This is a genomic window from Bacillus sp. BACIII (assembly GCF_057836745.1).
In genome coordinates this window covers 1,122,086-1,143,877 of record NZ_CM174437.1, presented here as the reverse complement: position 1 = coordinate 1,143,877, position 21,792 = coordinate 1,122,086, and the positions used below count along the sequence as shown (strand labels likewise).

At 43.4% G+C, this 21,792-nt stretch carries 30 protein-coding genes; 20 read left to right on the top strand and 10 right to left on the bottom strand.

The genetic code is table 11. The features are described 5' to 3' along the window. Positions 1 to 50: 50 nt before the first annotated feature. Positions 51 to 500: a YndM family protein gene (locus ACXN9U_RS05645; RefSeq protein WP_489202285.1), complete on the bottom strand. Its 450-nt coding sequence runs from the start codon at positions 498 to 500 to the stop codon at positions 51 to 53. A 157-nt stretch (positions 501 to 657) separates the two neighbouring features. Between ACXN9U_RS05645 and ACXN9U_RS05640 the strand changes: the two genes are divergently transcribed. Continuing rightward, positions 658 to 1,086, top strand: a complete 429-nt coding sequence (locus tag ACXN9U_RS05640; protein ID WP_489202284.1) for a hypothetical protein — start codon at positions 658 to 660, stop codon at positions 1,084 to 1,086. A 338-nt stretch (positions 1,087 to 1,424) separates the two neighbouring features. Here ACXN9U_RS05640 and lexA read toward each other — a convergent pair whose 3' ends face one another. Continuing rightward, a complete protein-coding gene (gene lexA / locus ACXN9U_RS05635; RefSeq protein ID WP_007611720.1) occupies positions 1,425 to 2,045 on the bottom strand; it encodes a transcriptional repressor LexA in 621 nt (206 codons plus the stop codon). A 152-nt stretch (positions 2,046 to 2,197) separates the two neighbouring features. Between lexA and yneA the strand changes: the two genes are divergently transcribed. From yneA to ACXN9U_RS05605, 6 genes are all read left to right on the top strand, one after another. Then, positions 2,198 to 2,509, top strand: a complete 312-nt coding sequence (gene yneA, locus ACXN9U_RS05630) for a cell division suppressor protein YneA (RefSeq protein WP_224988139.1) — start codon at positions 2,198 to 2,200, stop codon at positions 2,507 to 2,509. A gap of 15 nt (positions 2,510 to 2,524) precedes the next feature. Then, positions 2,525 to 3,175, top strand: a complete 651-nt coding sequence (locus tag ACXN9U_RS05625) for a YneB family resolvase-like protein (protein ID WP_016935979.1) — start codon at positions 2,525 to 2,527, stop codon at positions 3,173 to 3,175. 68 nt (positions 3,176 to 3,243) lie between these two features. After that, positions 3,244 to 3,477 (top strand): DUF896 domain-containing protein, encoded by a 234-nt coding sequence (locus tag ACXN9U_RS05620; protein WP_003153997.1) that lies wholly within the window; start codon positions 3,244 to 3,246, stop codon positions 3,475 to 3,477. A gap of 165 nt (positions 3,478 to 3,642) precedes the next feature. Beyond that, positions 3,643 to 5,646 (top strand): transketolase, encoded by a 2,004-nt coding sequence (tkt, locus tag ACXN9U_RS05615; protein ID WP_060962687.1) that lies wholly within the window; start codon positions 3,643 to 3,645, stop codon positions 5,644 to 5,646. Between the two features lie 150 nt (positions 5,647 to 5,796). Beyond that, positions 5,797 to 6,243 carry a sporulation inhibitor of replication protein SirA gene (gene sirA / locus ACXN9U_RS05610; protein ID WP_047474793.1) on the top strand — a complete coding sequence of 149 codons (447 nt, stop codon included), beginning with the start codon at positions 5,797 to 5,799 and terminating at the stop codon, positions 6,241 to 6,243. Between the two features lie 85 nt (positions 6,244 to 6,328). Next, the gene (locus ACXN9U_RS05605) at positions 6,329 to 6,547 is read left to right on the top strand and encodes a YneF family protein (protein ID WP_003153994.1); all 219 of its coding nucleotides are present in this window, start codon (positions 6,329 to 6,331) and stop codon (positions 6,545 to 6,547) included. 73 nt (positions 6,548 to 6,620) lie between these two features. On the opposite strand, the gene ACXN9U_RS05600 is transcribed toward ACXN9U_RS05605, so the two are convergent. Further along, positions 6,621 to 6,794, bottom strand: coding sequence for an aspartyl-phosphate phosphatase Spo0E family protein (locus ACXN9U_RS05600; RefSeq protein ID WP_012117647.1), 174 nt, complete (start codon positions 6,792 to 6,794; stop codon positions 6,621 to 6,623). Between the two features lie 200 nt (positions 6,795 to 6,994). Here ACXN9U_RS05600 and ACXN9U_RS05595 point away from each other — a divergent pair, with 200 nt between their 5' ends. The 3 genes from ACXN9U_RS05595 (at position 6,995) to ACXN9U_RS05585 (ending at position 8,719) form a co-directional block, all read left to right on the top strand. After that, on the top strand, positions 6,995 to 7,702 hold the full coding sequence (locus tag ACXN9U_RS05595) for a cytochrome c biogenesis protein CcdA (RefSeq protein WP_060962686.1): 708 nt from the start codon (positions 6,995 to 6,997) through the stop codon (positions 7,700 to 7,702). A gap of 84 nt (positions 7,703 to 7,786) precedes the next feature. Then, the gene (locus ACXN9U_RS05590; RefSeq protein ID WP_016935975.1) at positions 7,787 to 8,149 is read left to right on the top strand and encodes a response regulator; all 363 of its coding nucleotides are present in this window, start codon (positions 7,787 to 7,789) and stop codon (positions 8,147 to 8,149) included. Between the two features lie 78 nt (positions 8,150 to 8,227). After that, positions 8,228 to 8,719, top strand: coding sequence for a CcdC family protein (locus ACXN9U_RS05585; protein ID WP_095240656.1), 492 nt, complete (start codon positions 8,228 to 8,230; stop codon positions 8,717 to 8,719). Between the two features lie 27 nt (positions 8,720 to 8,746). Here ACXN9U_RS05585 and ACXN9U_RS05580 read toward each other — a convergent pair whose 3' ends face one another. From ACXN9U_RS05580 to sspO, 4 genes are all read right to left on the bottom strand, one after another. Continuing rightward, positions 8,747 to 9,175 (bottom strand): DUF2621 domain-containing protein, encoded by a 429-nt coding sequence (locus tag ACXN9U_RS05580; protein ID WP_060962685.1) that lies wholly within the window; start codon positions 9,173 to 9,175, stop codon positions 8,747 to 8,749. 232 nt (positions 9,176 to 9,407) lie between these two features. Next, positions 9,408 to 9,779 (bottom strand): Hsp20/alpha crystallin family protein, encoded by a 372-nt coding sequence (locus tag ACXN9U_RS05575; protein WP_060962684.1) that lies wholly within the window; start codon positions 9,777 to 9,779, stop codon positions 9,408 to 9,410. Between the two features lie 95 nt (positions 9,780 to 9,874). Then, the gene (locus tag ACXN9U_RS05570) at positions 9,875 to 10,021 is read right to left on the bottom strand and encodes a small acid-soluble spore protein P (protein WP_003153984.1); all 147 of its coding nucleotides are present in this window, start codon (positions 10,019 to 10,021) and stop codon (positions 9,875 to 9,877) included. 30 nt (positions 10,022 to 10,051) lie between these two features. Beyond that, positions 10,052 to 10,198 carry a small acid-soluble spore protein SspO gene (sspO, locus tag ACXN9U_RS05565; protein WP_003244839.1) on the bottom strand — a complete coding sequence of 49 codons (147 nt, stop codon included), beginning with the start codon at positions 10,196 to 10,198 and terminating at the stop codon, positions 10,052 to 10,054. Between the two features lie 231 nt (positions 10,199 to 10,429). Between sspO and acnA the strand changes: the two genes are divergently transcribed. The 7 genes from acnA to ACXN9U_RS05530 all read left to right on the top strand — a co-directional run bounded on the left by acnA (position 10,430) and on the right by ACXN9U_RS05530 (position 15,224). After that, complete coding sequence (acnA, locus tag ACXN9U_RS05560; RefSeq protein WP_060962683.1) at positions 10,430 to 13,156, top strand: aconitate hydratase AcnA; 2,727 nt, start codon at positions 10,430 to 10,432, stop codon at positions 13,154 to 13,156. 60 nt (positions 13,157 to 13,216) lie between these two features. Continuing rightward, positions 13,217 to 13,726, top strand: a complete 510-nt coding sequence (locus ACXN9U_RS05555) for a TlpA family protein disulfide reductase (protein ID WP_060962682.1) — start codon at positions 13,217 to 13,219, stop codon at positions 13,724 to 13,726. A 78-nt stretch (positions 13,727 to 13,804) separates the two neighbouring features. Next, complete coding sequence (locus ACXN9U_RS05550; protein ID WP_012117651.1) at positions 13,805 to 13,930, top strand: FbpB family small basic protein; 126 nt, start codon at positions 13,805 to 13,807, stop codon at positions 13,928 to 13,930. Positions 13,931 to 13,993: 63 nt separating this feature from the next. After that, entirely contained in the window at positions 13,994 to 14,140 is a 147-nt protein-coding gene (locus ACXN9U_RS05545; protein WP_013352427.1) for an acid-soluble spore protein N, read from the top strand. 24 nt (positions 14,141 to 14,164) lie between these two features. Beyond that, positions 14,165 to 14,407, top strand: a complete 243-nt coding sequence (gene tlp / locus ACXN9U_RS05540) for a small acid-soluble spore protein Tlp (protein WP_060965037.1) — start codon at positions 14,165 to 14,167, stop codon at positions 14,405 to 14,407. A gap of 85 nt (positions 14,408 to 14,492) precedes the next feature. Then, on the top strand, positions 14,493 to 14,909 hold the full coding sequence (locus ACXN9U_RS05535; protein WP_060962681.1) for a YbgC/FadM family acyl-CoA thioesterase: 417 nt from the start codon (positions 14,493 to 14,495) through the stop codon (positions 14,907 to 14,909). Positions 14,910 to 14,924: 15 nt separating this feature from the next. After that, positions 14,925 to 15,224 (top strand): hypothetical protein, encoded by a 300-nt coding sequence (locus ACXN9U_RS05530; RefSeq protein WP_060962680.1) that lies wholly within the window; start codon positions 14,925 to 14,927, stop codon positions 15,222 to 15,224. Between the two features lie 31 nt (positions 15,225 to 15,255). Here ACXN9U_RS05530 and ACXN9U_RS05525 read toward each other — a convergent pair whose 3' ends face one another. Both ACXN9U_RS05525 and plsY read right to left on the bottom strand, forming a co-directional pair. Continuing rightward, positions 15,256 to 15,543 (bottom strand): HesB/YadR/YfhF family protein, encoded by a 288-nt coding sequence (locus ACXN9U_RS05525; RefSeq protein ID WP_060962679.1) that lies wholly within the window; start codon positions 15,541 to 15,543, stop codon positions 15,256 to 15,258. Positions 15,544 to 15,629: 86 nt separating this feature from the next. Further along, positions 15,630 to 16,211, bottom strand: a complete 582-nt coding sequence (plsY, locus tag ACXN9U_RS05520; RefSeq protein ID WP_016935965.1) for a glycerol-3-phosphate 1-O-acyltransferase PlsY — start codon at positions 16,209 to 16,211, stop codon at positions 15,630 to 15,632. 151 nt (positions 16,212 to 16,362) lie between these two features. Between plsY and ACXN9U_RS05515 the strand changes: the two genes are divergently transcribed. The 3 genes from ACXN9U_RS05515 to parC all read left to right on the top strand — a co-directional run bounded on the left by ACXN9U_RS05515 (position 16,363) and on the right by parC (position 21,587). Further along, a complete protein-coding gene (locus ACXN9U_RS05515) occupies positions 16,363 to 16,770 on the top strand; it encodes a CoA-binding protein (protein WP_060962678.1) in 408 nt (135 codons plus the stop codon). Positions 16,771 to 17,193: 423 nt separating this feature from the next. After that, complete coding sequence (gene parE / locus ACXN9U_RS05510; RefSeq protein WP_060962677.1) at positions 17,194 to 19,161, top strand: DNA topoisomerase IV subunit B; 1,968 nt, start codon at positions 17,194 to 17,196, stop codon at positions 19,159 to 19,161. Positions 19,162 to 19,163: 2 nt separating this feature from the next. Beyond that, complete coding sequence (gene parC, locus ACXN9U_RS05505; RefSeq protein ID WP_489202283.1) at positions 19,164 to 21,587, top strand: DNA topoisomerase IV subunit A; 2,424 nt, start codon at positions 19,164 to 19,166, stop codon at positions 21,585 to 21,587. A 70-nt stretch (positions 21,588 to 21,657) separates the two neighbouring features. Here parC and ACXN9U_RS05500 read toward each other — a convergent pair whose 3' ends face one another. Continuing rightward, positions 21,658 to 21,783 (bottom strand): hypothetical protein, encoded by a 126-nt coding sequence (locus ACXN9U_RS05500; RefSeq protein WP_013352436.1) that lies wholly within the window; start codon positions 21,781 to 21,783, stop codon positions 21,658 to 21,660. Positions 21,784 to 21,792: the final 9 nt, after the last annotated feature.

The following is a 21,792-nucleotide window of genomic DNA, read 5'->3' as shown; positions in this document are numbered from 1 at the left end:
AAAGGCTGTCGAGATTTTCTCGACAGCCTGAGGAGGCGGATGCCTCCTTTTTATGTTTTTTCTTCAGAATCTTTTTCCGGCACCAATTCTTCAGACGCCTCGGTTTGATAGCTCCATAGCGTGCTATCTGTCTCTGTTGTGTCCTGATAATCTTCGGGAAGCACATATTGCTGCAAATATCGGTGAAAAAATGCCTCAAAAACAGAAATGCAAAGTGCAGAGATAACCGATGCCGCGGCAGGAGAGACATTAAACCCGCCAATGTTCATTAGAAATATCCATAATATAATGAATGAAATTCCGAAATCAGCTGCAACGGCTGTAAAATTGCTTGTTCTCGGCAGAATCATGCAATCACCCAAAAAGTAAGTGATCAAACTTAAGATCAAGGTAATAAACAGAACGTTTAAAAAAGTTACTTGGTACATCAGATCCAGAACAATGTACAGCAAAGCAAGTGTGAGCGCCGTTTTAGAAGCGAAAGCAATTACATGTTTCATTTGAACCACCTTCGTTATTTCGTTTAGTCTTCATTGTAGGCAATCAGCAAATTTTTAAACTGGTATATAGTGGTTATAAAGTGTGCGTTTTAATAAAATGTAAATAGACATCACCATATTCAAAAGTTAAAATATGTAAAAAAAGGGGGATGCAAAATTGAAAAAATGGTGGATATGTATTGCTGTTTTTTTATTATGTTTTTGCGGAGTACACTCAGCTGAAGCGGCTACCACTGAATTCGGATCAAAAACAAGCTTCATTATGGAGGGAGATGTCAAAGAGTTTTTTATTGAAAATCCGGGGGCTGTATCAGCTGATGATTACCTATTAGGATACAAGTTCACCATTGTGAACAATTCTTCATGCAATTTAAACGTGAAACTCCAGCGGATGGCGCTGAACGGAAATTTTTATACATTAAGTTCTAAAAGCTACAGCGGCAGCTGGTTAAACCTAAGTGCCCAGGACAAAAAATCAATTGATCCGCATCACAAATACAGGATTCTGATTGAAAGCTCTTCAAACGTCTGTGCACCTGTTCATATTAAAGGGTTATACGGCGTGGAATATTATCATTTTGATTGAAAATAGATACCCGCAAAGGAAGCGGGTTTTTTTACATCTCGTCAAAACTTATTGTACTATGCACTAAATATTCATGAATAAAATGTAATCCGTCCGCTCCAAGTAAAGATAGTTATATATCAAAATCAGCCCGCACAAATACAAAAGTTGAAAAACGGATAAAAAGTTTCCTTAGAGAAACATTATTTATTGACTTCAAAAGTGAGATGCCTGATAATAAAGATGTAAGTTTTTCCTCCTTAGCAGGTTCGTTTCTTAAGCCAGGGCGAATCTGCTCTTTTTTTGCAAAAGAAAAACCCCTTTCAGAGGGGTTTTACGATAAATAAAGTTTAATAGAATTAATGAACGGCTCTGAATACGCCGATCACTTTCCCTAAAATACTTACGTTTTGCAGGATAATCGGTTCCATCGTCGGATTTTCCGGCTGCAGCCGCACATAATTGTCTTCTTTATAGAAGCGCTTGACCGTGGCTTCATCATCTTCGGTCATAGCCACCACGATTTCCCCGTTATTGGCCGTGTTCTGCTGTTTGACAATGACGTAATCTTTGTCAAAAATGCCGGCGTCAATCATACTCTCTCCCATGATTTCTAACATGAATACGTGTTCTCCCGGAGGAACCATCCGGTCAGGAAGCGGAAAATACTCGTCGATATTTTCAACAGCTGTAATCGGGATACCTGCCGTCACTTTTCCGATGACCGGAACATTGACAACCTGGCTTTTCGGAATTTGGACTTCTTCTTCATCCAATACCTCAATCGCTCTCGGTTTAGTAGGGTCCCGTCTGATCAGGCCTTTTGTCTCCAGCCGCGCCAAATGTCCGTGCACGGTTGAACTGGAAGCCAGTCCTACTGCTTCTCCTATCTCTCTTACAGAAGGCGGATATCCTTTCGTTTTTACCTCTTCTTTAATAAAACGCAGGATATCAAGCTGCCTTTTTGATAGCTTCGTCATATTTCGCACCTCAAAACGTCGATTTTAAGTAGATTATAGCATGATTTTCCTGACAGTACAAACATAGGTTCGAAAAAAACGATTGACAGAAACATTTGTTCGTATATACTGAAAGGTATAAAAAGCGAACAAACATTCTGGAGGTTGTTTAAATGGCGAAGGAATCTATCATATTTGTCGGACTGTTTACTGCGATTTTAAGTGCCGTTATTTTACTTGTTTCATGTGCGGGAAATGATCAGGCGCTCAGCCAATATGTTAAAATAAAGGTTCAGGACGGAGATACTCTGTGGTCACTTGCGGATCAAGTAGCAGAGAAGAAAAATATTAACAAAGAAGATTTCATTGAGTGGGTGACGGAGAATAATCATCTCCAAACTGCTGATATAAAGCCCGGAGACGAACTTATTCTTCCGGTTAAGAAGGAGAATCCGGCCGTATATCAGCTGGCCATTGTCAATTAGAGAGGAAAGAGAGAAATGAAGGCGCTCATTTATGCCCGGGTAAGCACAAACAAAGAACAGCAGCAGACGTCTTTAAAAAGACAGGAAGAGGAGCTCAGTGAGATCGCTGCGGCAAACGGCATGGAAGTCGTAAAAGTCATTTCAGAGAAAGCCAGCGGTTACGAAATGGACCGCGACGGAGTATTTGAAATGCTTGATGAAATTAAAAAGTCACATATTGACGCGATATTGGTGCAGGATGAAACAAGACTGGGAAGAGGAAACGCCAAGATCGCGCTTTTGCATTGTATTTACAGGGAGAACGTAAAAATATATACGACGGCTCATAAAGGCGAGCTGGAGCTTTCCGAAGCTGATACGATGGTACTCGAAATCGTCAGTATTGTGGAGGAATATCAAAGGAAAATTCACAATATGAAAATCCGGCGGGGAATGAAAAGAGCCGTAAAAAATGGCTATAAGCCTGAACGGAATCTGAAAAACAGACATGAAAACAGCGGAAAAGAAAAAAAAGAGGTTCCTGTTTCGGAAATTATCAGGCTGAGAGCTAACAAGCTTACCTTTGCAGAAATCGCCGCCACCTTAAGAGGATTCGGCTATGATGTATCCAAAGCCACGGTTCACCGGCGTTTTCAGGAATATATCGCAGACAGCGAAGGCAGCTGACATGCTTCAGTTGTAAAAAAGATGATGTTTTAGTAGTATATAATCAACACGCACCAAAGGAGCTTATTATGATTTCTAAAGAAAAAATCGCAAGAATTAACGAATTGGCTCAAAAAGCTAAATCAAACACGATAACAGATGAGGAAAAAGCCGAACAGCAAAAGCTTCGCCAGGAGTATTTGAAAGGGTTCCGCTCCTCAATGAAAAATACGTTAAAGAGCGTAAAAGTTATTGATCCAGAGGGTAATGATGTCACTCCTGAAAAATTAAAAAGGGAACAACAGAAAAATAATCTTCATTAAACAGAAAGAATACGGCAATACGTATTCTTTTTTGTATATACTAATATCAGGCTGTGATTTGCGACAATTTTCAACAAGTTTATCTCAAATTTAAGCTGAAAGAGTTGAGAAAAAGTCAGCATCGCTTTATGATGAAAAGGTACAACAATAAGGAAGGGGATTATAATGGATACAATTGAAAAGAAATCAGTTGCCACCATACGTACACTATCTATAGACGCAATTGAAAAAGCTAATTCCGGACACCCGGGCATGCCGATGGGAGCTGCTCCGATGGCTTACACGCTGTGGACGAAGTTTATGAATGTAAATCCGCAGAATCCGGGATGGTTTAACCGAGACCGCTTTGTTTTATCAGCAGGACACGGTTCAATGCTTTTGTACAGCATGCTGCATTTAAGCGGGTATGACCTCAGCATTGAAGATCTGAAACAGTTCCGTCAATGGGGAAGCAAAACACCGGGACATCCGGAGTTCGGGCATACAGCCGGAGTCGACGCAACGACCGGGCCTTTGGGACAGGGTATCGCTATGGCAGTGGGAATGGCAATTGCAGAACGCCATCTGGCTGAAACATATAACCGTGATTCATTCAACGTAGTTGATCATTATACATATAGTATTTGCGGAGACGGCGATTTGATGGAAGGCATTTCTTCTGAAGCCGCTTCTCTAGCAGGCCATCTGGAATTAGGCCGCCTGATCGTATTATACGATTCTAATGATATTTCTTTAGACGGCGATTTAAATCGCTCTTTCTCTGAAAATGTAAAACAGCGTTTTGAAGCCATGAACTGGGAAGTCCTTTATGTTGAGGACGGAAATAACATCGCTGAATTGACGGCTGCAATTGAAAAAGCGCGCCAGAATGATAAAAAACCGACATTAATTGAAGTGAAAACGACAATCGGTTTCGGTTCTCCAAACCGCGCGGGCACATCCGGTGTTCACGGCGCTCCGCTAGGACTAGAAGAGAGCAAGCTGACTAAAGAAGCGTACGCTTGGACGTTTGAAGAAGATTTTTATGTTCCAGAAGAAGTATACGCGCATTTCAACGAAGCTGTAAAAGAAGCCGGCGCGAAAAAAGAACAGGAATGGAATGAACAGTTCGCGGCTTATAAGGAAAAATATCCTGAGCTTGCTGAACAGCTGTCACTCGGAATGAAAGGCGAACTGCCGAAAGACTGGGATCAGGAAGTTCCTGTCTATGAAAAAGGCAGCAGCCTTGCTTCCCGCGCATCTTCAGGTGAGGTGCTGAACGGCATCGCCAAGAAAATTCCTTTCTTTGTCGGGGGATCTGCTGACCTTGCGGGTTCAAACAAAACGACAATCAAAAACGCAGGGGACTTCACGGCCAAAGACTACGCCGGGAAAAACTTCTGGTTCGGTGTCCGTGAATTTGCTATGGGCGCTGCTTTAAACGGAATGGCGCTTCACGGCGGCCTCCGCGTATTCGGCGGCACATTCTTTGTGTTCTCAGATTATTTAAGACCTGCTATTCGTCTGGCGTCATTAATGGGGCTTCCTGTCACTTATGTATTTACGCATGACAGTATTGCCGTAGGAGAAGACGGACCGACTCACGAACCGATTGAGCAGCTTGCATCTTTACGCGCGCTTCCTAACCTTTCTGTGATCAGACCTGCTGACGGCAATGAAACCGCAGCTGCGTGGAAGCTAGCCGTTCAAAGCCAGGATCATCCGACAGCTCTTGTGTTGACACGCCAAAACCTGCCGACAATTGATCAGCAGGCTGAAGAAGCGTATGCCGGAGTAGAAAAAGGGGCTTATACCGTTTCCAAAGCAAAAACCGATTCACCGGACGCCCTTCTTTTAGCGACAGGTTCTGAAGTCGGACTTGCGATTGAAGCACAGGCGAAGCTGGCTGACGAAAACATTCATGTATCTGTAGTCAGCATGCCGAGCTGGGACCGTTTCGAAAAACAATCGGCCGAGTACAAAAACAGCGTACTTCCTCCGAATGTGACGAAACGTCTTGCGATTGAAATGGGATCAAGCTTCGGATGGGGCAAATTTACCGGTCTTGAAGGAGACGTTCTCGCAATTGACCGTTTCGGTGCTTCAGCTCCGGGAGAAACAATTATGAAAGAATACGGGTTTACTGCAGAAAACGTGGCTGACCGCGTGAAGAAACTGCTAAACAAATAAAGAAACAAAAGAGGATGAGTCAAATCATCCTCTTTTTCCTGTATATACGACAAAAATAGAAGGGGCGCCGTAACAGTAATAGACAATTCTTTCTTTTCTCCTTTTGTATAATAGAAAGCAATACGCAGCGCTGTAAAAGGGGATGAGGAAATGGAACGTCATTACTATACGCACCTGATTAAGGATGAGTTTGCGAACCACTACTTCGGGCGGGAAACCGCTATGTTTGAATTGTTTCGAGACTATCATTGGACAAATCTGACACCCCAAGAATATCAACTGACAAAAAAGCAAGTTCACTATATAACAGAACCGATTCCGGTAATACATATGCATCAGCGTCTCCAGCTTCATTTAAACCGAATGAGTTACAGCCGTTTAGATTCAATTTATCAGCTTACACTGCCCGGAGAAAAGGGCCGCGCCACCTTCATGATGAAAGACAGCTTGATTGAGATTGCAGCTTCGGGAGATTATGAGGCGGAAACGATTTTCTTTGAGATTCTCCGTAAAATCAGCCCCTGTTTTCTTGCGATGGATTTTAAGACAAGGCGTTATGGGTGGTTAAATCCGGTCAGAGAAAGAAATTTTGTCTAAAAACGAGCAAAAAGAGATGTAAATGTTGTATAATAGCCTTTGGTTTAGTACACTTTAAACTAGACAACATGAAGGAGGAAATAAAATGACTTTATGGGTTGGCATCCTAGTGGGCGTTGTCGCATTGCTCATAGGTGTTGCACTCGGGTTTTTTATTGCTCGTAAATATATGATGAGCTATTTGAAAAAGAATCCGCCTATTAATGAACAAATGTTACGCATGATGATGATGCAAATGGGAATGAAACCTTCTCAAAAGAAAATTAATCAAATGATGAAAGCCATGAATAATCAAGCGAAATAATACGTAAAGATTATGATATAGAGATACATGGTTATAAAAATAAAAAACCCGGTGAGGGTTTTTTATTTTTGCGTCATGTTTCACCCCAACTGCCGGTGTGCAGTTCCTTTTGATATTGTATGAGAAGGTGGTCAAGCTCCTGGCTGAGTTCTATCGTAATGTTTGATGTCATTCCGTTTGTCATGACGATTTTAAGCAGCTCTGCCCGTTTTTTTTCAATTTCATTTAATAGATGCTCTCTAATCACAGGGATATATCCTTTCATACATAAATCTTTCACTGAATCGCTATTATTATATCCACATTTATACTGTTTTTCAAATAAGAAGGAGTATAATATCTTGATGTCAAATTAAATTATATAAGCTTTTTCTATAAAAAGTAATCCTTCATGGGAAAGTGTTAAAAAAATGAAATGATTTTGTCATAACTCGAAAGGAGTGTGTCATGGTGAGTTTTAATTACTTTCTGACGTTCGGGGCCGGGTTTCTGTCTTTCATTTCTCCCTGCTGTCTGCCGCTGTACCCCGCTTTTTTGTCATACATAACCGGTGTCAGCATGGACGAGGTGAAAACGGAAAAGGTGATGCTGCAAAAACGGGGGCTCGTGCATACACTTTGTTTTTTGCTTGGTTTCTCCGTGATTTTTATTGCACTTGGATACGGAACCTCGTTCATCGGCAGTTTTTTTACCCGTTATCATGAAGCGATCCGCCAGTTTGGCGCTATCATGCTGGTGCTTTTCGGGCTCATTACGGCGGGTGTGTTTCAGCCGAAAATCATGATGAAAGAGCGGCGCATTCATTTTAAGCACCGGCCTGAGGGGTTTATCGGCTCCGTTCTGATCGGTCTGGCGTTTGCAGCCGGCTGGTCGCCGTGCAGCGGGCCTATTTTAGGCGCCGTGTTTTCACTGGCCGGTACAAATCCTTCTTCAGCGGTGCCGTATATGTTTTTATATGTTTTGGGATTCGCCATTCCTTTTTTAGTTCTTTCATTTTTTATTACCAGAATGAGTTGGATTCGAAAGCACCAGCTGCTTATCATGAGAACCGGCGGCATTGTTATGATTGTCATCGGAATTATGCTGTTTTTTAACTGGATGAGTTATATTCTGATCGTTCTGTCAAATCTTTTCGGAGGGTTCAAGGGGCTGTAAGAGATTGATAACTTTTGAACTATTATATACCCTTTCTTTTTTGGTACAATAAGACTAGTTAATGTTAAATATGTGGAGGGGAATATGACACGAGTTTTAGTTGTAGATGACGCCAAGTTCATGAGAGTGAAAATCAGAGAGATTCTGGAATCGGCGAACTATACAGTGGCCGGAGAAGCGGCTGACGGCGAGGAAGCTCTGGCCGTTTATCAAAAAATCCGTCCCGATCTGGTGACAATGGATATTACCATGCCGGTTAAAAACGGAATACAGGCGCTGCAGGAGATTTTAGCTTTTGACCCGAAAGCCCATGTCATTATGTGCACCGCCATGCGGCAGCAGCGGATCGTTCTGGAAGCGATTGAACTGGGCGCTAAAGATTTTATCGTTAAACCGTTTGAAGGGTCTAAAGTGCTGGAGGCCGTAGGCAGGGTAACGGGAACATAAACGTATTTTCTTTTCACATTGGTTTTTTTATGTTTTTGGAGTATAGTATATAGTATCAAACTCCGTGCAAGCAAAGGAATGATAAAGATGATGATTATAATTTCATCCGTTATTGCAGCGGCCATGGCAATCTCTGTAATGATCGTGAGGATTAAATCCTCCGATAAGCCCGCTTCACCAAAAAAAATAATTCTCCCGCCGATTTTCATGAGTACGGGAGCGCTGATGTTTCTTTTTCCGATTTTCAGAGTGACGGGCGAAGAATTTTTGGAGGCCATTACGCTGGGCGTGATCTTCTCTATTTTTCTGATAAAAACATCTAAATTTGAGATTAAAAATAATGAAATCTATTTAAAACGGTCAAAAGCATTTGTGTTTATCCTAATTGGTTTGCTGGTTATCAGAATCGCTATGAAATCCATTTTGAGCACGACGATTGATTACGGAGCTTTAAGCGGAATGTTTTGGATTCTGGCTTTCGGAATGATTGTCCCGTGGCGCATCGCGATGTTTATGTCGTACCGCAAACTTGCCAATGAACTGAAGACCGCTGATATTCAGATGAATTAAAACCTTTCCGTCCGCCGGAAAGGTTTTTTATTTGAGCAGGGTTTGATAAGGAGTAAGGTCAATCTGTTTTTCGCGGAGATGTTTTTTCAAAAACTGGTGATCCCGCTTAGGGGTGGCCAGTATGTAACCCCTGATGATTAAATCCCGGTTTATTTGTTCTGCTTCCTCTTGTAAAGAGATTTCACCGATTTTTCCGGCGATTTTAGCTTTGGCTACATCCCGAAAGAGCTCTGGCACGGGGGCGACCAGTTCATCCAAAAACGCCTTGTCGACTTCATTCCATAGGTGTCTGCTTTTTTCAATATAATAATCCTGCCAATCCAGTTCTGACCGGCCGTCTTCTTTCGGTAAGCGTTTTAAAAATTTTCGGAACATAAAAAACCCCCCGATGGACAGCAATCCGATCATTACGATGACCCAAAATAAAATAAACCACATAAACCAGCCTTCAAGCATTGTTTTATCTCCTCCTTACTTTAACCATATTGTAAACGAAGACAGAATAGAAGAACACATGAAAAAAGAATAGAAAAAATGATAGATGTCCAGTCAATCCGATTGCTAGAACATATTCTATCGTATAGTGATTCTGCTATTTGGCCATGGGAGATTCACTTCGAGGGTATATGACTGATATGACCGGACAAAAAAGCCGCTTTCATTGAGGGATGAAAACGGCTTTTTTATGTTATAGAGGAAATTGAAAGGAAAAAGAGGCAGGGGTCTCATTTGGCTCCTTGTTCATGGAGACGGTCAGAATATGGTTTGTGAAATCAGTGAAAATATGTTTGTCGTTCAGATAAAAAGGCAGCATCATTTGTTTGTTTAACGTCTGTTCAAGCGTTTTAACAGAGAGCATGAACTCATTTCCCGAAAGAGTGACGGTCATCGCCTGCACCGGCTTCAGCGCCGTCAGGTCAGCTTCAATGATGTATTGACGGCTTGTTTCATATAGATCGATCGGAAGCGCCTCGTCATACCAAGCATACGGGTCCTCGTAAAACTGCCGCAGCCATTCTTCGATATCATCAAATTCTTCAGCGTGATTTGAATGATTCATGGAAGCATCCCTCCATATTAAAAAAGCCTTGCTATAACGTATGCAGAAGCTTTAAATGGGTGAAAGGCACAAAAAAACAGACACCGAGGTCTGTTTTACATATCGTGGCTTGTATTATGTTTTTGTCTTGTATGGTTGCGGTTTTTCACTTTTTTGCTTCCGCTTAACGGTTCCGGCTGGCCGGGATTATGGCCCTTCGGAGCATTTTTATGCATATCTTTGCTCGTATTTTTATTTGTCATGTTAAAGCCTCCTTTTTTAAGGGGTGACGGCTATTGGTTTGTTTTTCTTTTTTTATTGTTCTGCCGTTCTGCTTCGGTCAGGACAAGCTGGTCATTTTCAATATAACCCGCGCCTTTGCCTTGGCTTTTCGCATCATTCATGCCGTTTATAACATGATTGGCTTTTCGTTTTACCATGATCATCACCTCACCTTTAATATGGCTCTTTACAGCCCGTTGTATGAGACATAAAACAGGACAAAATTTACCGGAAATTATGCTGATAAGACGATCTTATTGTATTTAATAAAAACATTGATATTTACTTATGTATGATTTTATACTAAGATGGAATTGTGAGAAAATTGTGATGGAATGTGAACATTCATCTAAAGAACGATCTTGATCTTTGAAGGGGGATTTTGGAGAATGACAAATCAGCAAAAAGTCGCAACACAAGACGTTTTCCAAGCAAGAAAAACATTTTCTTCAAACGGGAAAACATACCACTACTATTCATTAAAAGCATTGGAAGACGCAGGGGTCGGCAATGTTTCAAAACTTCCTTATTCTATTAAGGTTCTTTTGGAATCTGTTTTGCGTCAGGTAGACGGACGCGTCATTACGAAAGAACATGTTGAAAATTTAGCAAGATGGGGTACTGCTGAATTAAAAGATATCGATGTGCCGTTTAAACCGTCACGGGTTATCCTTCAGGACTTTACCGGCGTTCCGGCCGTAGTTGACCTGGCATCTTTAAGAAAAGCCATGGCTTCTGTCGGCGGAGACCCTGATAAAATCAATCCTGAAATTCCGGTTGACCTGGTCATTGACCACTCCGTACAAGTCGACAAAGCGGGTACGGAAGACGCGTTAGCCATTAATATGGACTTAGAATTCAAAAGAAATGCAGAACGTTATAAATTTTTAAGTTGGGCAAAGAAAGCGTTTAACAACTATCAGGCCGTTCCGCCTGCAACAGGTATCGTCCATCAGGTAAACCTTGAGTTTTTGGCAAGTGTCGTTCATACGAAAGATGAAGACGGAGAGCTTGTGACATATCCTGATACTTTGGTGGGAACAGATTCCCATACCACGATGATTAACGGAATCGGCGTTCTCGGCTGGGGTGTCGGCGGTATTGAGGCGGAAGCGGGAATGCTCGGCCAGCCTTCATATTTCCCTGTTCCTGAGGTCATCGGCGCGAAACTTGTCGGAAAATTGCCTAACGGAACGACGGCAACTGACTTAGCGCTGAAAGTCACTCAAGTGCTGCGAGAAAAAGGCGTAGTCAATAAATTTGTTGAATTCTTCGGCCCTGGTGTTGCTGAGCTTCCGCTTGCGGATCGGGCGACTATTGCCAATATGGCGCCGGAATACGGAGCGACTTGCGGATTCTTCCCGGTTGACGAGGAAGCACTTTCTTACATGCGTCTGACCGGCCGTGAAGAAGAGCAGATCGATGTCGTGGAAGCATACTGCCGCAACAACGGTTTATTCTATACGCCTGACGCAGAAGAGCCGATTTTTACAGACATTGTAGAAATTGACCTGTCAAAAATTGAAGCGAACCTTTCAGGCCCGAAACGTCCGCAGGATTTAATCCCGCTTTCTGTCATGCAGGAAACGTTTAAAAAACATCTCGTCAGCCCGGCCGGCAACCAAGGATTCGGAATGGATGCTGCTGAAGAGAACAAAGAAATCTCATTTAAACTTAACAGCGGCGAAGATGCGGTCATGAAAACAGGGGCAATTGCAATTGCCGCCATTACAAGCTGCACAAACACATCTAATCCTTATGTATTAATCGGTGCCGGATTGGTAGCTAAAAAAGCGGTAGAATTAGGATTGAAAGTGCCGAATTATGTGAAAACATCACTTGCACCGGGATCTAAGGTTGTTACTGGATACTTAGTCAATTCAGGCCTTCTTCCATATATGAAGGAGCTCGGCTTTAATCTTGTCGGTTACGGCTGTACGACATGTATCGGAAACTCCGGACCGCTTTCTCCAGAGATTGAAGAAGCGGTTGCTAAAAATGATCTCCTGATCACTTCTGTCCTGTCAGGCAACAGAAACTTTGAAGGCCGGATCCATCCGCTTGTCAAAGGAAACTACCTTGCTTCGCCGCCGCTTGTCGTCGCGTACGCATTGGCAGGCACTGTGAATATTAACTTGAAATCTGACCCGATCGGTGTCGGAAAAGACGGACAAAACGTTTACTTCGATGACATCTGGCCGTCAATGGATGAAATCAACTCCCTCGTCAAACAGACTGTGACGCCGGAATTATTCCGTAAAGAATATGAAACGGTATTTGACGACAACCAGCGCTGGAATGCAATCGAAACGACGGATGAAGCACTGTACAAGTGGGATAAGGATTCTACTTACATCCAAAACCCGCCGTTCTTTGAAGAAATGTCTGTAGAACCGGGAAAAGTTGAGCCACTAAGAGGGCTTCGCGTTGTCGGCAAATTCGGAGATTCCGTGACGACTGACCATATTTCTCCGGCCGGAGCGATCGGAAAAGACACGCCGGCGGGCAAATACCTGCAGGAAAAAGGCGTTTCTCCTCGGGACTTTAACTCTTACGGCTCACGCCGCGGAAACCATGAAGTCATGATGAGAGGAACATTCGCCAATATCCGCATTAAAAACCAAATCGCGCCTGGCACAGAAGGCGGATACACTACACACTGGCCTACCGGTGACGTGACATCTATTTATGATGCATGCATGCGGTATAAAGAAGATAAAACGGGTCTTGTCGTCCTGGCGGGCAAAGATTACGGAATGGGCTCTTCACGTGACTGGGCTGCAAAAGGAACAAACCTGCTAGGCATCAGAACAGTTATTGCGGAAAGCTTTGAAAGAATTCACAGAAGTAACCTCGTCTTCATGGGTGTGCTGCCGCTCCAGTTCAAACAGGGTGAAAACGCGGATACACTCGGTTTAACCGGTAAGGAAGTTATCGAGGTGGATGTTGATGAAACTGTACGTCCACGCGACTTGCTGACTGTCAGAGCCATCAGTGAAGACGGTACGGTAAAAACATTTGAAGTCGTTGTCCGTTTCGACAGTGAAGTGGAAATTGATTACTATCGTCACGGCGGCATTTTACAAATGGTGCTTCGCGATAAAATGAAACAGTAGCAGAAAGACAAAAGAGAGAAAGCGGACTGCTTTCTCTCTTTTTATACGGGAGGCCTTGAGATGCTTGCTAAATGGCTGGGCGTATTGTTACTTATCGGGTTGTTAGTGTATGCGGGCTGGAACATTTATTCTTCACAAACAAGTCCGAAAGAAGGGACAGAAGAAGGGATGAAGGCTCCTGACTTTACACTCGACACACTGTCAGGAAAAAGCAGCTCCCTTTCTGATTATAAAGGTAAAAAAGTACTCCTTAATTTTTGGGCGACGTGGTGCAAGCCATGCCGGATGGAAATGCCCGATATGCAGGAGCTGCAGAAGGAATATCCGGATATTGCGGTAGTAGCCGTTAATTTTACGTCCTCTGAAAAAAATATACAGGCTGTGAAATCATTCGCTGATACTTATCAGCTGACATTTCCAATTTTGATTGACAAAAGCGGGATTAACGGAGATTTCAACGTGCTTTCTTATCCGACATCATACATATTAGACGAAAAAGGAACCATTCAGTACATCCGAGTAGGCACGATGACAAAAAAAGAAATGAAAGAAAAACTGGATCTCAAGTAGAGGTTCAGTTTTTTTTATGCGAAAGGCTTATCTTTTAAAAAATTGGAAAAAATGAATGAAAACATGGAGGTGAGAAGATTGAAAAAAATGAGAAAACGTTCTTTTCATGAATTGGTTATGGAGAATAAACGTGAGCTGATGACCAATACGGAATATTTGAATCAGCTTGAAGAAAAGCTGGAGCAGCGGTTTAAACAAAAATAACCTTTAATTTGCAGTCATGTTTGCGCCTCCTTTTGCGAAATATACTCTTAAGGAGGGATGAACATGGGCACAAACAAGAAAGACGGCCAGCCGCAGTACGCTCCGAGCCACTTAGGGACAAAACCCGTTAAATATAAACGAAACAAAGGGGAAAAGTTTCATGACAAGTCAAACGGACATCCGATTGTCATGCAGACGAAAGGCGAATAATATCATTAAAGGAGAGCTGACATGATGACAAACAATTATCAAAAACCGAATCCGGACGACCGTTCTGATAACGTTGAAAAGCTTCAGGATATGGTGCAGAATACAATCGAAAATATAGAAGAAGCGAAAGAATCAATGGAGTTTGCCACAGATGAGGAAAAACAGCACATTCAAGAGAAGAATGCCAGACGCAATGAAAGCATTGAATCATTCCGAAGTGAAATTCAGGATGAATCGGCTGCGAGAGAAAACGGCTATCAATCGTAATAAAAACCAGGGAAACCTGGTTTTTTCTCTTTCCGCCACGTTGTGATAAAATAGGGCTAATCTGATAATAAGGGAGCAGAGAACGTTGCATGTGTCAAAAAAAGAAATAGAAGTGCGTTATGCGGAAACAGATCAAATGGGTATCGTCTACCATGCCAATTACTTAGTCTGGATGGAGGTCGGGAGAACGGCGCTCATTAAGGACCTCGGATTTCTGTACAAGGACATGGAAGAAAGAGGGGTGCTGTCACCTGTAGTGGATATCAGCATTTCTTATAAAAAGCCGCTCCGCTACGGAGAAACAGCCGAAGTACATACGTGGATTGAAGAATATAACGGATTTAAAACCATTTACGGCTACCGCATCTATAATCCGGATCAAGAACTTGCGATCGAAGCGTCATCCACTCACATATGCGTCGATAAACAGAGCTTCAAACCGATTCAGTTCCGCAAGGCCTTTCCTGATTGGCATGCCGCTTACGAAAAGGCAAAAAAATAAGGAGCGGCTCAAGTTATGGCATTTGGAATTACACGCAGAGAACTGGAAAGATGGAAGCGGGATGTATCGGAAGGAAAAATCGCTTTTTTAACGCATTTTTGGCTGGACGACCGCTTTCCGGAGGCTAAGACCGTGACGAAGGCCGGTTCAAGTGATCTCAATAAGCTGATTCGATGGGGATCGGAATACGGGCTGAAGCCTGAGTGGATTCATCATAAAAATCAATTTCCCCACTTTGACCTGCTCGGTGAAACGCAGAAACGCATTTTAGAAAAAGAACATCTGACTGATCATATCAGAAGGTTCAAACTGTAAAAAAAGAACGCATCTGCTGCGTTCTTTTTTCTTACACGTAATCAAATACCGGCTCTTCTGACTGATCTGAATATGTGACGGACAGATCATGATTATCAAAGTACCATAAGTCGCTTTCTTCAATAAAAAAGGTAATGCCTTCAACTTCCGTGCTGATTCCGACGTTCATCGGCTGGTCTTTTGAAATACCGAGAGAAAAGCCTTTCTGGACGCTGCTGCATCCTCCGTAACGGACAAAGAAACGGACCTGATCGCCTGTTTCCAGTTCAAGCTCTTCTTTGTACCAATCCAGCGCGCCTTTCGTTACTTTCATGTTCATCCGGAACACTCCCTTTTTGTTTCTCATAAAGAAATTATCTCTATTATAAACGCATATGGCATTTTGATGTCAAAATTGAAGTTTCATCAAAACCATTTGATTTTCGGTTCTGTTTTGTTCATAATCCGTTTGATGTTTGCCCTGTGTCTGTAGATAACAAACGCGGTCAAGAGCGTCACTACGATTAATAAATAAGGATCTTTTACAAACAGACAGTAAATAATCGTATAAATCCCTGTTAACATTGAAGACAGAGAAACAAATTTCGTAAGGAATAAAAATACGAAAAACACTGCAACCATCGTTACGAATAACAGCGGAGCATAAAACAGCAGGACGCCTCCTGAAGTGGCTACGGCTTTTCCGCCCTTGAATTTTGCGAACACAGGGAATACATGACCGATCACTGCTGCCACTCCTGCGAGAAGAGGATGAATGGGAACGTGCAATAAATACGGCAGCGCCGCGGCCAAGGTGCCTTTTAAAATATCGGCTGCAACGACGACAGATCCCGCTTTCACGCCAAGCGTGCGAAAAGCATTTGTGGCACCCAAATTACCGCTTCCATGTTCTCTAATATCAATCCCTTTCGCAAGTTTGCCTACGACTAAACCTGACGGGATGCTGCCTATTACATAGGCCAAAATAATCAATAAAGCAATCAACATCTACATTTCTCCTTTTCAATGTCCCTTCACTTTATTTTAACACGAGTTGTTATCGTCTGATGACAAGTTTTTTGAGAATTAAGCTGACAAACCGCTTTTTTTGAATCCGGTGAAGCTGTCGTGTACAATAATACAAAAGGAGATGGTAAAGATGCAAAATCCTTCAAAGTCAGAGATTAAAGACATTCTTGACCGAAGCAAACGGATCGCCGTCGTCGGGCTGTCAGACCGTCCCGACCGGACTTCTTACATGGTTTCCAAAGCGATGCAGGATGAAGGGTACGAGATTATTCCTGTTAATCCGACGATTGATGAAGCGCTTGGCGTTAAAGCCGTCGCTTCATTAAAAGACGTTGAGGGACCGATTGATATCGTCAATGTGTTCAGACGCTCTGAGCAGCTTCCCGGCGTCGCTGAAGAGTTTTTACAGACGGATGCTCCCGTTTTTTGGGCGCAGCAGGGCCTGGCAAATGAAGAAGCGTACCGCATGATTACAGAGAAAGGGCGGACGGCCATTATGGATTTATGTATAAAAGTCGCCCGCGCTGTTATAAAATAGGAACAAAAAAGGCAAAAATCCTTGGCAAATCAGGGGTTTTTGTTTTTTTATTGAAAGAATACTCTTTGCGTATGATGTTGAAACAGATACAATAAAGCATGAACAGCTTTTTTAGAAACCCCTGCATGAAAGGGGGCTGCAGTCTGTTTGCGATGGACGGCATAAATCTATATAATAGAAAGCGAACATAAGTTCTCGTCTCCAGAAAAGAGCACCAAAAAGATGAAAAGCCGTTCGAATGTATGTCTTGCGGCCTAAAAAACGAGCCATTCGCTTAAATATGTTGCGAAATCAAGCATATTGGTTATAATTGTGAGTCCGAGGAGAATTGGACCGAAGCTTGCGCATACTGAAAAACAAAGACATGAAAACATTTAAAAAGAGAATGATTAAGAGCAGGTTTTTTGAAAGGGGTTTGTACGTTTGGCTAGAAAACAGCAATTTGATTACAACGAAGATGCCATACAGGTGCTTGAAGGCCTGGAAGCCGTCAGAAAAAGACCGGGAATGTATATCGGTTCGACGGACGCACGCGGCCTGCACCATCTGGTATATGAGATCGTCGACAATTCCGTCGATGAAGTACTTGCCGGCTACGGAGATCATATTATCGTAACGATACATAAGGACAACAGCATCTCCGTGCAGGACAGAGGGCGCGGAATGCCGACCGGAATGCATAAGCTCGGAAAGCCGACACCGGAAGTTATTTTCACCGTGCTGCATGCGGGAGGGAAATTCGGCCAGGGCGGCTATAAAACAAGCGGCGGTCTGCACGGTGTCGGCGCATCTGTCGTAAACGCTTTATCAGAGTGGCTGACAGTTACCATTGAGCGTGACGGCTATGTTTATAAACAGCGGTTTGAAAACGGCGGCAAGCCTGTGACTTCACTTGAAAAAATCGGTACGACCAAGAAAACGGGAACGCTTACCCATTTTAAACCTGATCCGTCAATGTTCAGCGCAACCGTTTATAATTTTGACACGCTGTCGGAACGTCTGCGCGAATCCGCCTTCTTATTAAAAGGCTTAAAAATAGAATTAATTGATGAGCGGAACAACGTAAAAGAAGTATTTTATTATGAGAACGGAATTGAAGCATTTGTCGCCTATTTAAACGAAGAAAAAGACGCTTTATGCGAAGTGGTTTCCTTTGAAGGCGAGCACCACGACATTGAAGTCGATTTTGCTTTCCAATTTAATGACGGATACTCAGAAAATATGTTGTCATTCGTTAATAACGTCAGAACAAAGGACGGCGGCACCCACGAATCAGGAGCCAAAACGGCAATGACAAGAGCGTTTAATGAATATGCGCGAAAGGTCGCGCTTTTAAAAGAGAAAGACAAAAACCTTGAAGGCGCCGATATCAGAGAAGGGCTGTCCGCAATCATTTCCGTGCGTATCCCGGAGGAACTGCTGCAATTTGAAGGCCAGACAAAAGGGAAACTTGGCACAAGTGAGGCGAGATCCGCCACGGACGCAGTCATTTCTGAGAATCTTGCTTATTTCTTGGAAGAAAACCGCGATACAGCGACCTTGCTCGTCAAAAAAGCGATTAAAGCAAGCCAGGCCCGTGAAGCTGCCCGTAAAGCGAGAGAAGAAGCGAGAAGCGGTAAAAAACGAAAAAAATCAGAAGCGACGCTGAGCGGAAAACTCACACCGGCCGGTTCCAGAAATCCGGCGAAGAATGAATTGTATCTCGTGGAGGGTGACTCTGCCGGAGGTTCTGCAAAACAGGGAAGAGACCGGAAATTCCAAGCCGTGCTGCCCCTTCGCGGAAAGGTCATCAACACAGAGAAAGCAAAGCTTGCAGACATTTTCAAAAATGAAGAGATCAATACAATTATTCATGCGATCGGCGGGGGAGTCGGCGCAGATTTTGAGATCGACGACATTAACTATGACAAGATCGTCATCATGACCGATGCGGATACCGACGGCGCGCATATTCAAGTCTTGCTGTTAACATTTTTCTACCGCTATATGAAACCTTTAATTGAGCACGGAAAAGTCTTCATCGCGCTTCCGCCTCTTTACAAAGTCAGCAAAGGAAGCGGCAAGAAAGAGATTATTGAATATGCTTGGTCCGACGAAGAAATGGACGGCGTTTTAAAGAAAGTCGGCAAAGGCTATACCATTCAGCGTTATAAAGGTCTGGGAGAGATGAACGCAGACCAGCTCTGGGAAACGACGATGAATCCCGAGTCGCGAACGCTCGTCAGAGTCAAGATTGACGATGCGGCACGCGTAGAGCGCCGCGTAACGACATTAATGGGAGACAAAGTAGAACCGAGAAGAAAATGGATTGAAAAGAATGTTGCCTTCGGATTAGACGAGGAGAGCAATATTTTGGAAAATGAAAACTTGTCGGTCGCTGAGGAGGTTTAATAGTGGCACAGCCAGAGTTATTTCATGATTTACCGTTAGAAGAAGTAATCGGCGACCGTTTCGGACGCTACAGTAAATATATTATCCAGGACAGGGCGCTGCCCGATGCACGTGACGGGTTAAAGCCGGTGCAGCGGAGAATTTTATACGCCATGCACGCAGACGGAAATACATTCGATAAAAATTTCCGGAAAGCGGCAAAAACGGTCGGGAACGTTATCGGTAATTATCATCCGCACGGAGACAGCTCCGTTTATGAAGCGATGGTGCGGATGAGCCAGAATTGGAAAGTGCGGAATGTGCTGATTGAGATGCACGGCAACAACGGAAGCATTGACGGTGATCCGCCTGCTGCTATGCGTTATACGGAAGCGAGATTATCTTCTATCGCATCAGAGCTTTTACGGGACATCGATAAAAATACGGTTGAATTCGTTCCGAACTTTGATGACACAAGTAAAGAACCGGTTGTTTTGCCCGCTATGTTTCCTAACTTGCTGGTCAATGGATCTACCGGGATTTCCGCGGGCTATGCGACTGATATTCCCCCTCATCATCTGGGTGAGGTCATTGATGCTGTCATTAAGCGGATTGAATCGCCCGATTGCACCGTCGATGACTTGATGCAGGTGATTAAAGGGCCTGACTTTCCGACAGGAGGCATCATCCAAGGTGTCGACGGCATTCGGAAGGCCTATGAAACCGGTAAAGGCAAAATTATTATCCGCGGCAAGGCTGAAGTGGAAGCCGTAAGAGGCGGACGGGAGCAGATCGTCATTACAGAAATCCCGTTTGAAGTAAACAAAGCCAATCTCGTGAAGAAAATGGATGAATACCGCATTGACAAAAAAGTTGAAGGTATTTCTGAAGTCCGGGATGAAACGGACCGCACGGGACTGCGGGTGGTCGTTGAGTTAAAGAAAGAAGCCGATGCAAAAGGTATCTTGAATTTCTTATATAAAAACACTGACCTGCAGACAACGTATAACTTTAATATGGTCGCCATACATAACCGCCGGCCGATGCTGATGAGTCTTACGGGCATTCTGGATGCGTATATTTCCCACCAGAAGGAAGTTGTGACAAACCGCTCCGTCTTTGAATTACAAAAAGCAAAAGAGCGGCACCATATCGTTGAAGGACTGATGAAGGCACTGTCTGTGCTGGATGAGGTCATTGCCGTCATCCGGGCAAGCAGCGACAAGAAAGATGCGAAACAAAACTTAATGTCTAAATTCGCATTTACGGAGCCTCAGGCGGAAGCGATCGTATCTTTGCAGCTGTATCGTCTGACAAATACGGATATTACGGCATTAAAAGAGGAAGCGGAAGAGCTCAGCAAGAAAATTGAGGAGCTTGAAGCCATTTTAAGTCATGATAAAAAGCTGTTAAAAGTCATTACCAGCAGCCTGAAAAAAGTAAAAAAGACTTATGCTGACAGCAGACGGTCGGTCATTGAAGAGAAGATTGAAGAAATTAAAATCAATCTCGAAGTTATGGTTGCCTCGGAGGACGTCTATGTGACAGTCACGAAAGACGGCTATGTAAAACGAACAAGCCAGCGGTCATTTGCCGCTTCCAACGGCCAGGATTTCGGGATGAAGGACACGGACAGGCTGATTCACCAATTTGAAATGAATACAACGGATGTGCTCCTGCTCTTTACCAATAAGGGAAGCTATATATATTGTCCGGTTCACCAGCTTCCTGATATCAGGTGGAAAGACATGGGGCAGCACGTCACGAACATCACCACGATGGACCGTGACGAAACCATCGTGAAAGCTATACCGGTAAAAGAATTTGATCCATCTTCATATTTATTGTTTATGACGAAAAACGGTATGGTGAAAAGAACTGAAATGACGCATTACAAAGCGCAGCGTTACTCAAAAGCGCTTGTTGCTCTTAACCTTAAAGGGGACGATGAGCTGATTGATGTTCATGTCACAGACGGCGGCTGCCAGCTGTTTATCGCCACCCGTCTCGGGTACGGCTTATGGTTCGGTGAAGATGAAGTAAATGTAGTCGGAGCCCGTGCGGCCGGCGTAAAGGGCATTAATTTAAAAGACGGCGATACCGTCGTATCAGGACAAATCCTGCATGAAACAGATTCGCTTGTTCTCGTCACACAGCGGGGAGCCATCAAACGGATGAATCTCTCTGAATTCGAAAGAACATCAAGGGCTAAGCGCGGCGTCATCATGCTGCGTGAGCTTAAAAAGAACCCGCATCGTGTTGTCGGAGTATTCGCGTGCGCTTTAGCCGACATGATCGCTGCGGAAACCGAAAAAGGCGAGAGAATTGAAGCCTCCGTGAAATCCTTGCGGGCTAATGACCGATACAGCAACGGCTCCTTCTTTACAGATGAAGATGAGACAGGACCGGTCACAGATGTATGGCGTATCCCCGCATCTGATGTTTAAGAGTAAAAATAAAATAAGTGAAAAAAAAACCTCCGCTCAATTGGTCCTAAAGCGGAGGTTTTGCTATTTATTAGCTCTCGTGGCTGCCGAATAAGTCCGTGATAGCGTGAACGACTTCAATTCCCTGCCACACAAATAAATTTAATGCAGTGAATGAAAATAAGCCTAAAATCACCATTCGTAAGATAAACAACATGTTGAACAA

What these genes read in the sequence shown, in the direction of transcription:
- ACXN9U_RS05645 (WP_489202285.1), bottom strand. Translation starts at nt 500, where the DNA reads ATGAAACATGTAATTGCTTTCGCTTCTAAAACGGCGCTCACACTTGCT.
- lexA (WP_007611720.1), bottom strand. Translation starts at nt 2,045, where the DNA reads ATGACGAAGCTATCAAAAAGGCAGCTTGATATCCTGCGTTTTATTAAA.
- yneA (WP_224988139.1), top strand. Translation starts at nt 2,198, where the DNA reads ATGGCGAAGGAATCTATCATATTTGTCGGACTGTTTACTGCGATTTTA.
- ACXN9U_RS05625 (WP_016935979.1), top strand. Translation starts at nt 2,525, where the DNA reads ATGAAGGCGCTCATTTATGCCCGGGTAAGCACAAACAAAGAACAGCAG.
- ACXN9U_RS05620 (WP_003153997.1), top strand. Translation starts at nt 3,244, where the DNA reads ATGATTTCTAAAGAAAAAATCGCAAGAATTAACGAATTGGCTCAAAAA.
- tkt (WP_060962687.1), top strand. Translation starts at nt 3,643, where the DNA reads ATGGATACAATTGAAAAGAAATCAGTTGCCACCATACGTACACTATCT.
- sirA (WP_047474793.1), top strand. Translation starts at nt 5,797, where the DNA reads ATGGAACGTCATTACTATACGCACCTGATTAAGGATGAGTTTGCGAAC.
- ACXN9U_RS05605 (WP_003153994.1), top strand. Translation starts at nt 6,329, where the DNA reads ATGACTTTATGGGTTGGCATCCTAGTGGGCGTTGTCGCATTGCTCATA.
- ACXN9U_RS05595 (WP_060962686.1), top strand. Translation starts at nt 6,995, where the DNA reads ATGGTGAGTTTTAATTACTTTCTGACGTTCGGGGCCGGGTTTCTGTCT.
- ACXN9U_RS05590 (WP_016935975.1), top strand. Translation starts at nt 7,787, where the DNA reads ATGACACGAGTTTTAGTTGTAGATGACGCCAAGTTCATGAGAGTGAAA.
- ACXN9U_RS05585 (WP_095240656.1), top strand. Translation starts at nt 8,228, where the DNA reads ATGATAAAGATGATGATTATAATTTCATCCGTTATTGCAGCGGCCATG.
- ACXN9U_RS05580 (WP_060962685.1), bottom strand. Translation starts at nt 9,175, where the DNA reads ATGCTTGAAGGCTGGTTTATGTGGTTTATTTTATTTTGGGTCATCGTA.
- ACXN9U_RS05575 (WP_060962684.1), bottom strand. Translation starts at nt 9,779, where the DNA reads ATGAATCATTCAAATCACGCTGAAGAATTTGATGATATCGAAGAATGG.
- ACXN9U_RS05570 (WP_003153984.1), bottom strand. Translation starts at nt 10,021, where the DNA reads ATGACAAATAAAAATACGAGCAAAGATATGCATAAAAATGCTCCGAAG.
- sspO (WP_003244839.1), bottom strand. Translation starts at nt 10,198, where the DNA reads ATGGTAAAACGAAAAGCCAATCATGTTATAAACGGCATGAATGATGCG.
- acnA (WP_060962683.1), top strand. Translation starts at nt 10,430, where the DNA reads ATGACAAATCAGCAAAAAGTCGCAACACAAGACGTTTTCCAAGCAAGA.
- ACXN9U_RS05555 (WP_060962682.1), top strand. Translation starts at nt 13,217, where the DNA reads ATGCTTGCTAAATGGCTGGGCGTATTGTTACTTATCGGGTTGTTAGTG.
- ACXN9U_RS05545 (WP_013352427.1), top strand. Translation starts at nt 13,994, where the DNA reads ATGGGCACAAACAAGAAAGACGGCCAGCCGCAGTACGCTCCGAGCCAC.
- tlp (WP_060965037.1), top strand. Translation starts at nt 14,165, where the DNA reads ATGACAAACAATTATCAAAAACCGAATCCGGACGACCGTTCTGATAAC.
- ACXN9U_RS05530 (WP_060962680.1), top strand. Translation starts at nt 14,925, where the DNA reads ATGGCATTTGGAATTACACGCAGAGAACTGGAAAGATGGAAGCGGGAT.
- ACXN9U_RS05525 (WP_060962679.1), bottom strand. Translation starts at nt 15,543, where the DNA reads ATGAACATGAAAGTAACGAAAGGCGCGCTGGATTGGTACAAAGAAGAG.
- plsY (WP_016935965.1), bottom strand. Translation starts at nt 16,211, where the DNA reads ATGTTGATTGCTTTATTGATTATTTTGGCCTATGTAATAGGCAGCATC.
- ACXN9U_RS05515 (WP_060962678.1), top strand. Translation starts at nt 16,363, where the DNA reads ATGCAAAATCCTTCAAAGTCAGAGATTAAAGACATTCTTGACCGAAGC.
- ACXN9U_RS05500 (WP_013352436.1), bottom strand. Translation starts at nt 21,783, where the DNA reads ATGTTGTTTATCTTACGAATGGTGATTTTAGGCTTATTTTCATTCACT.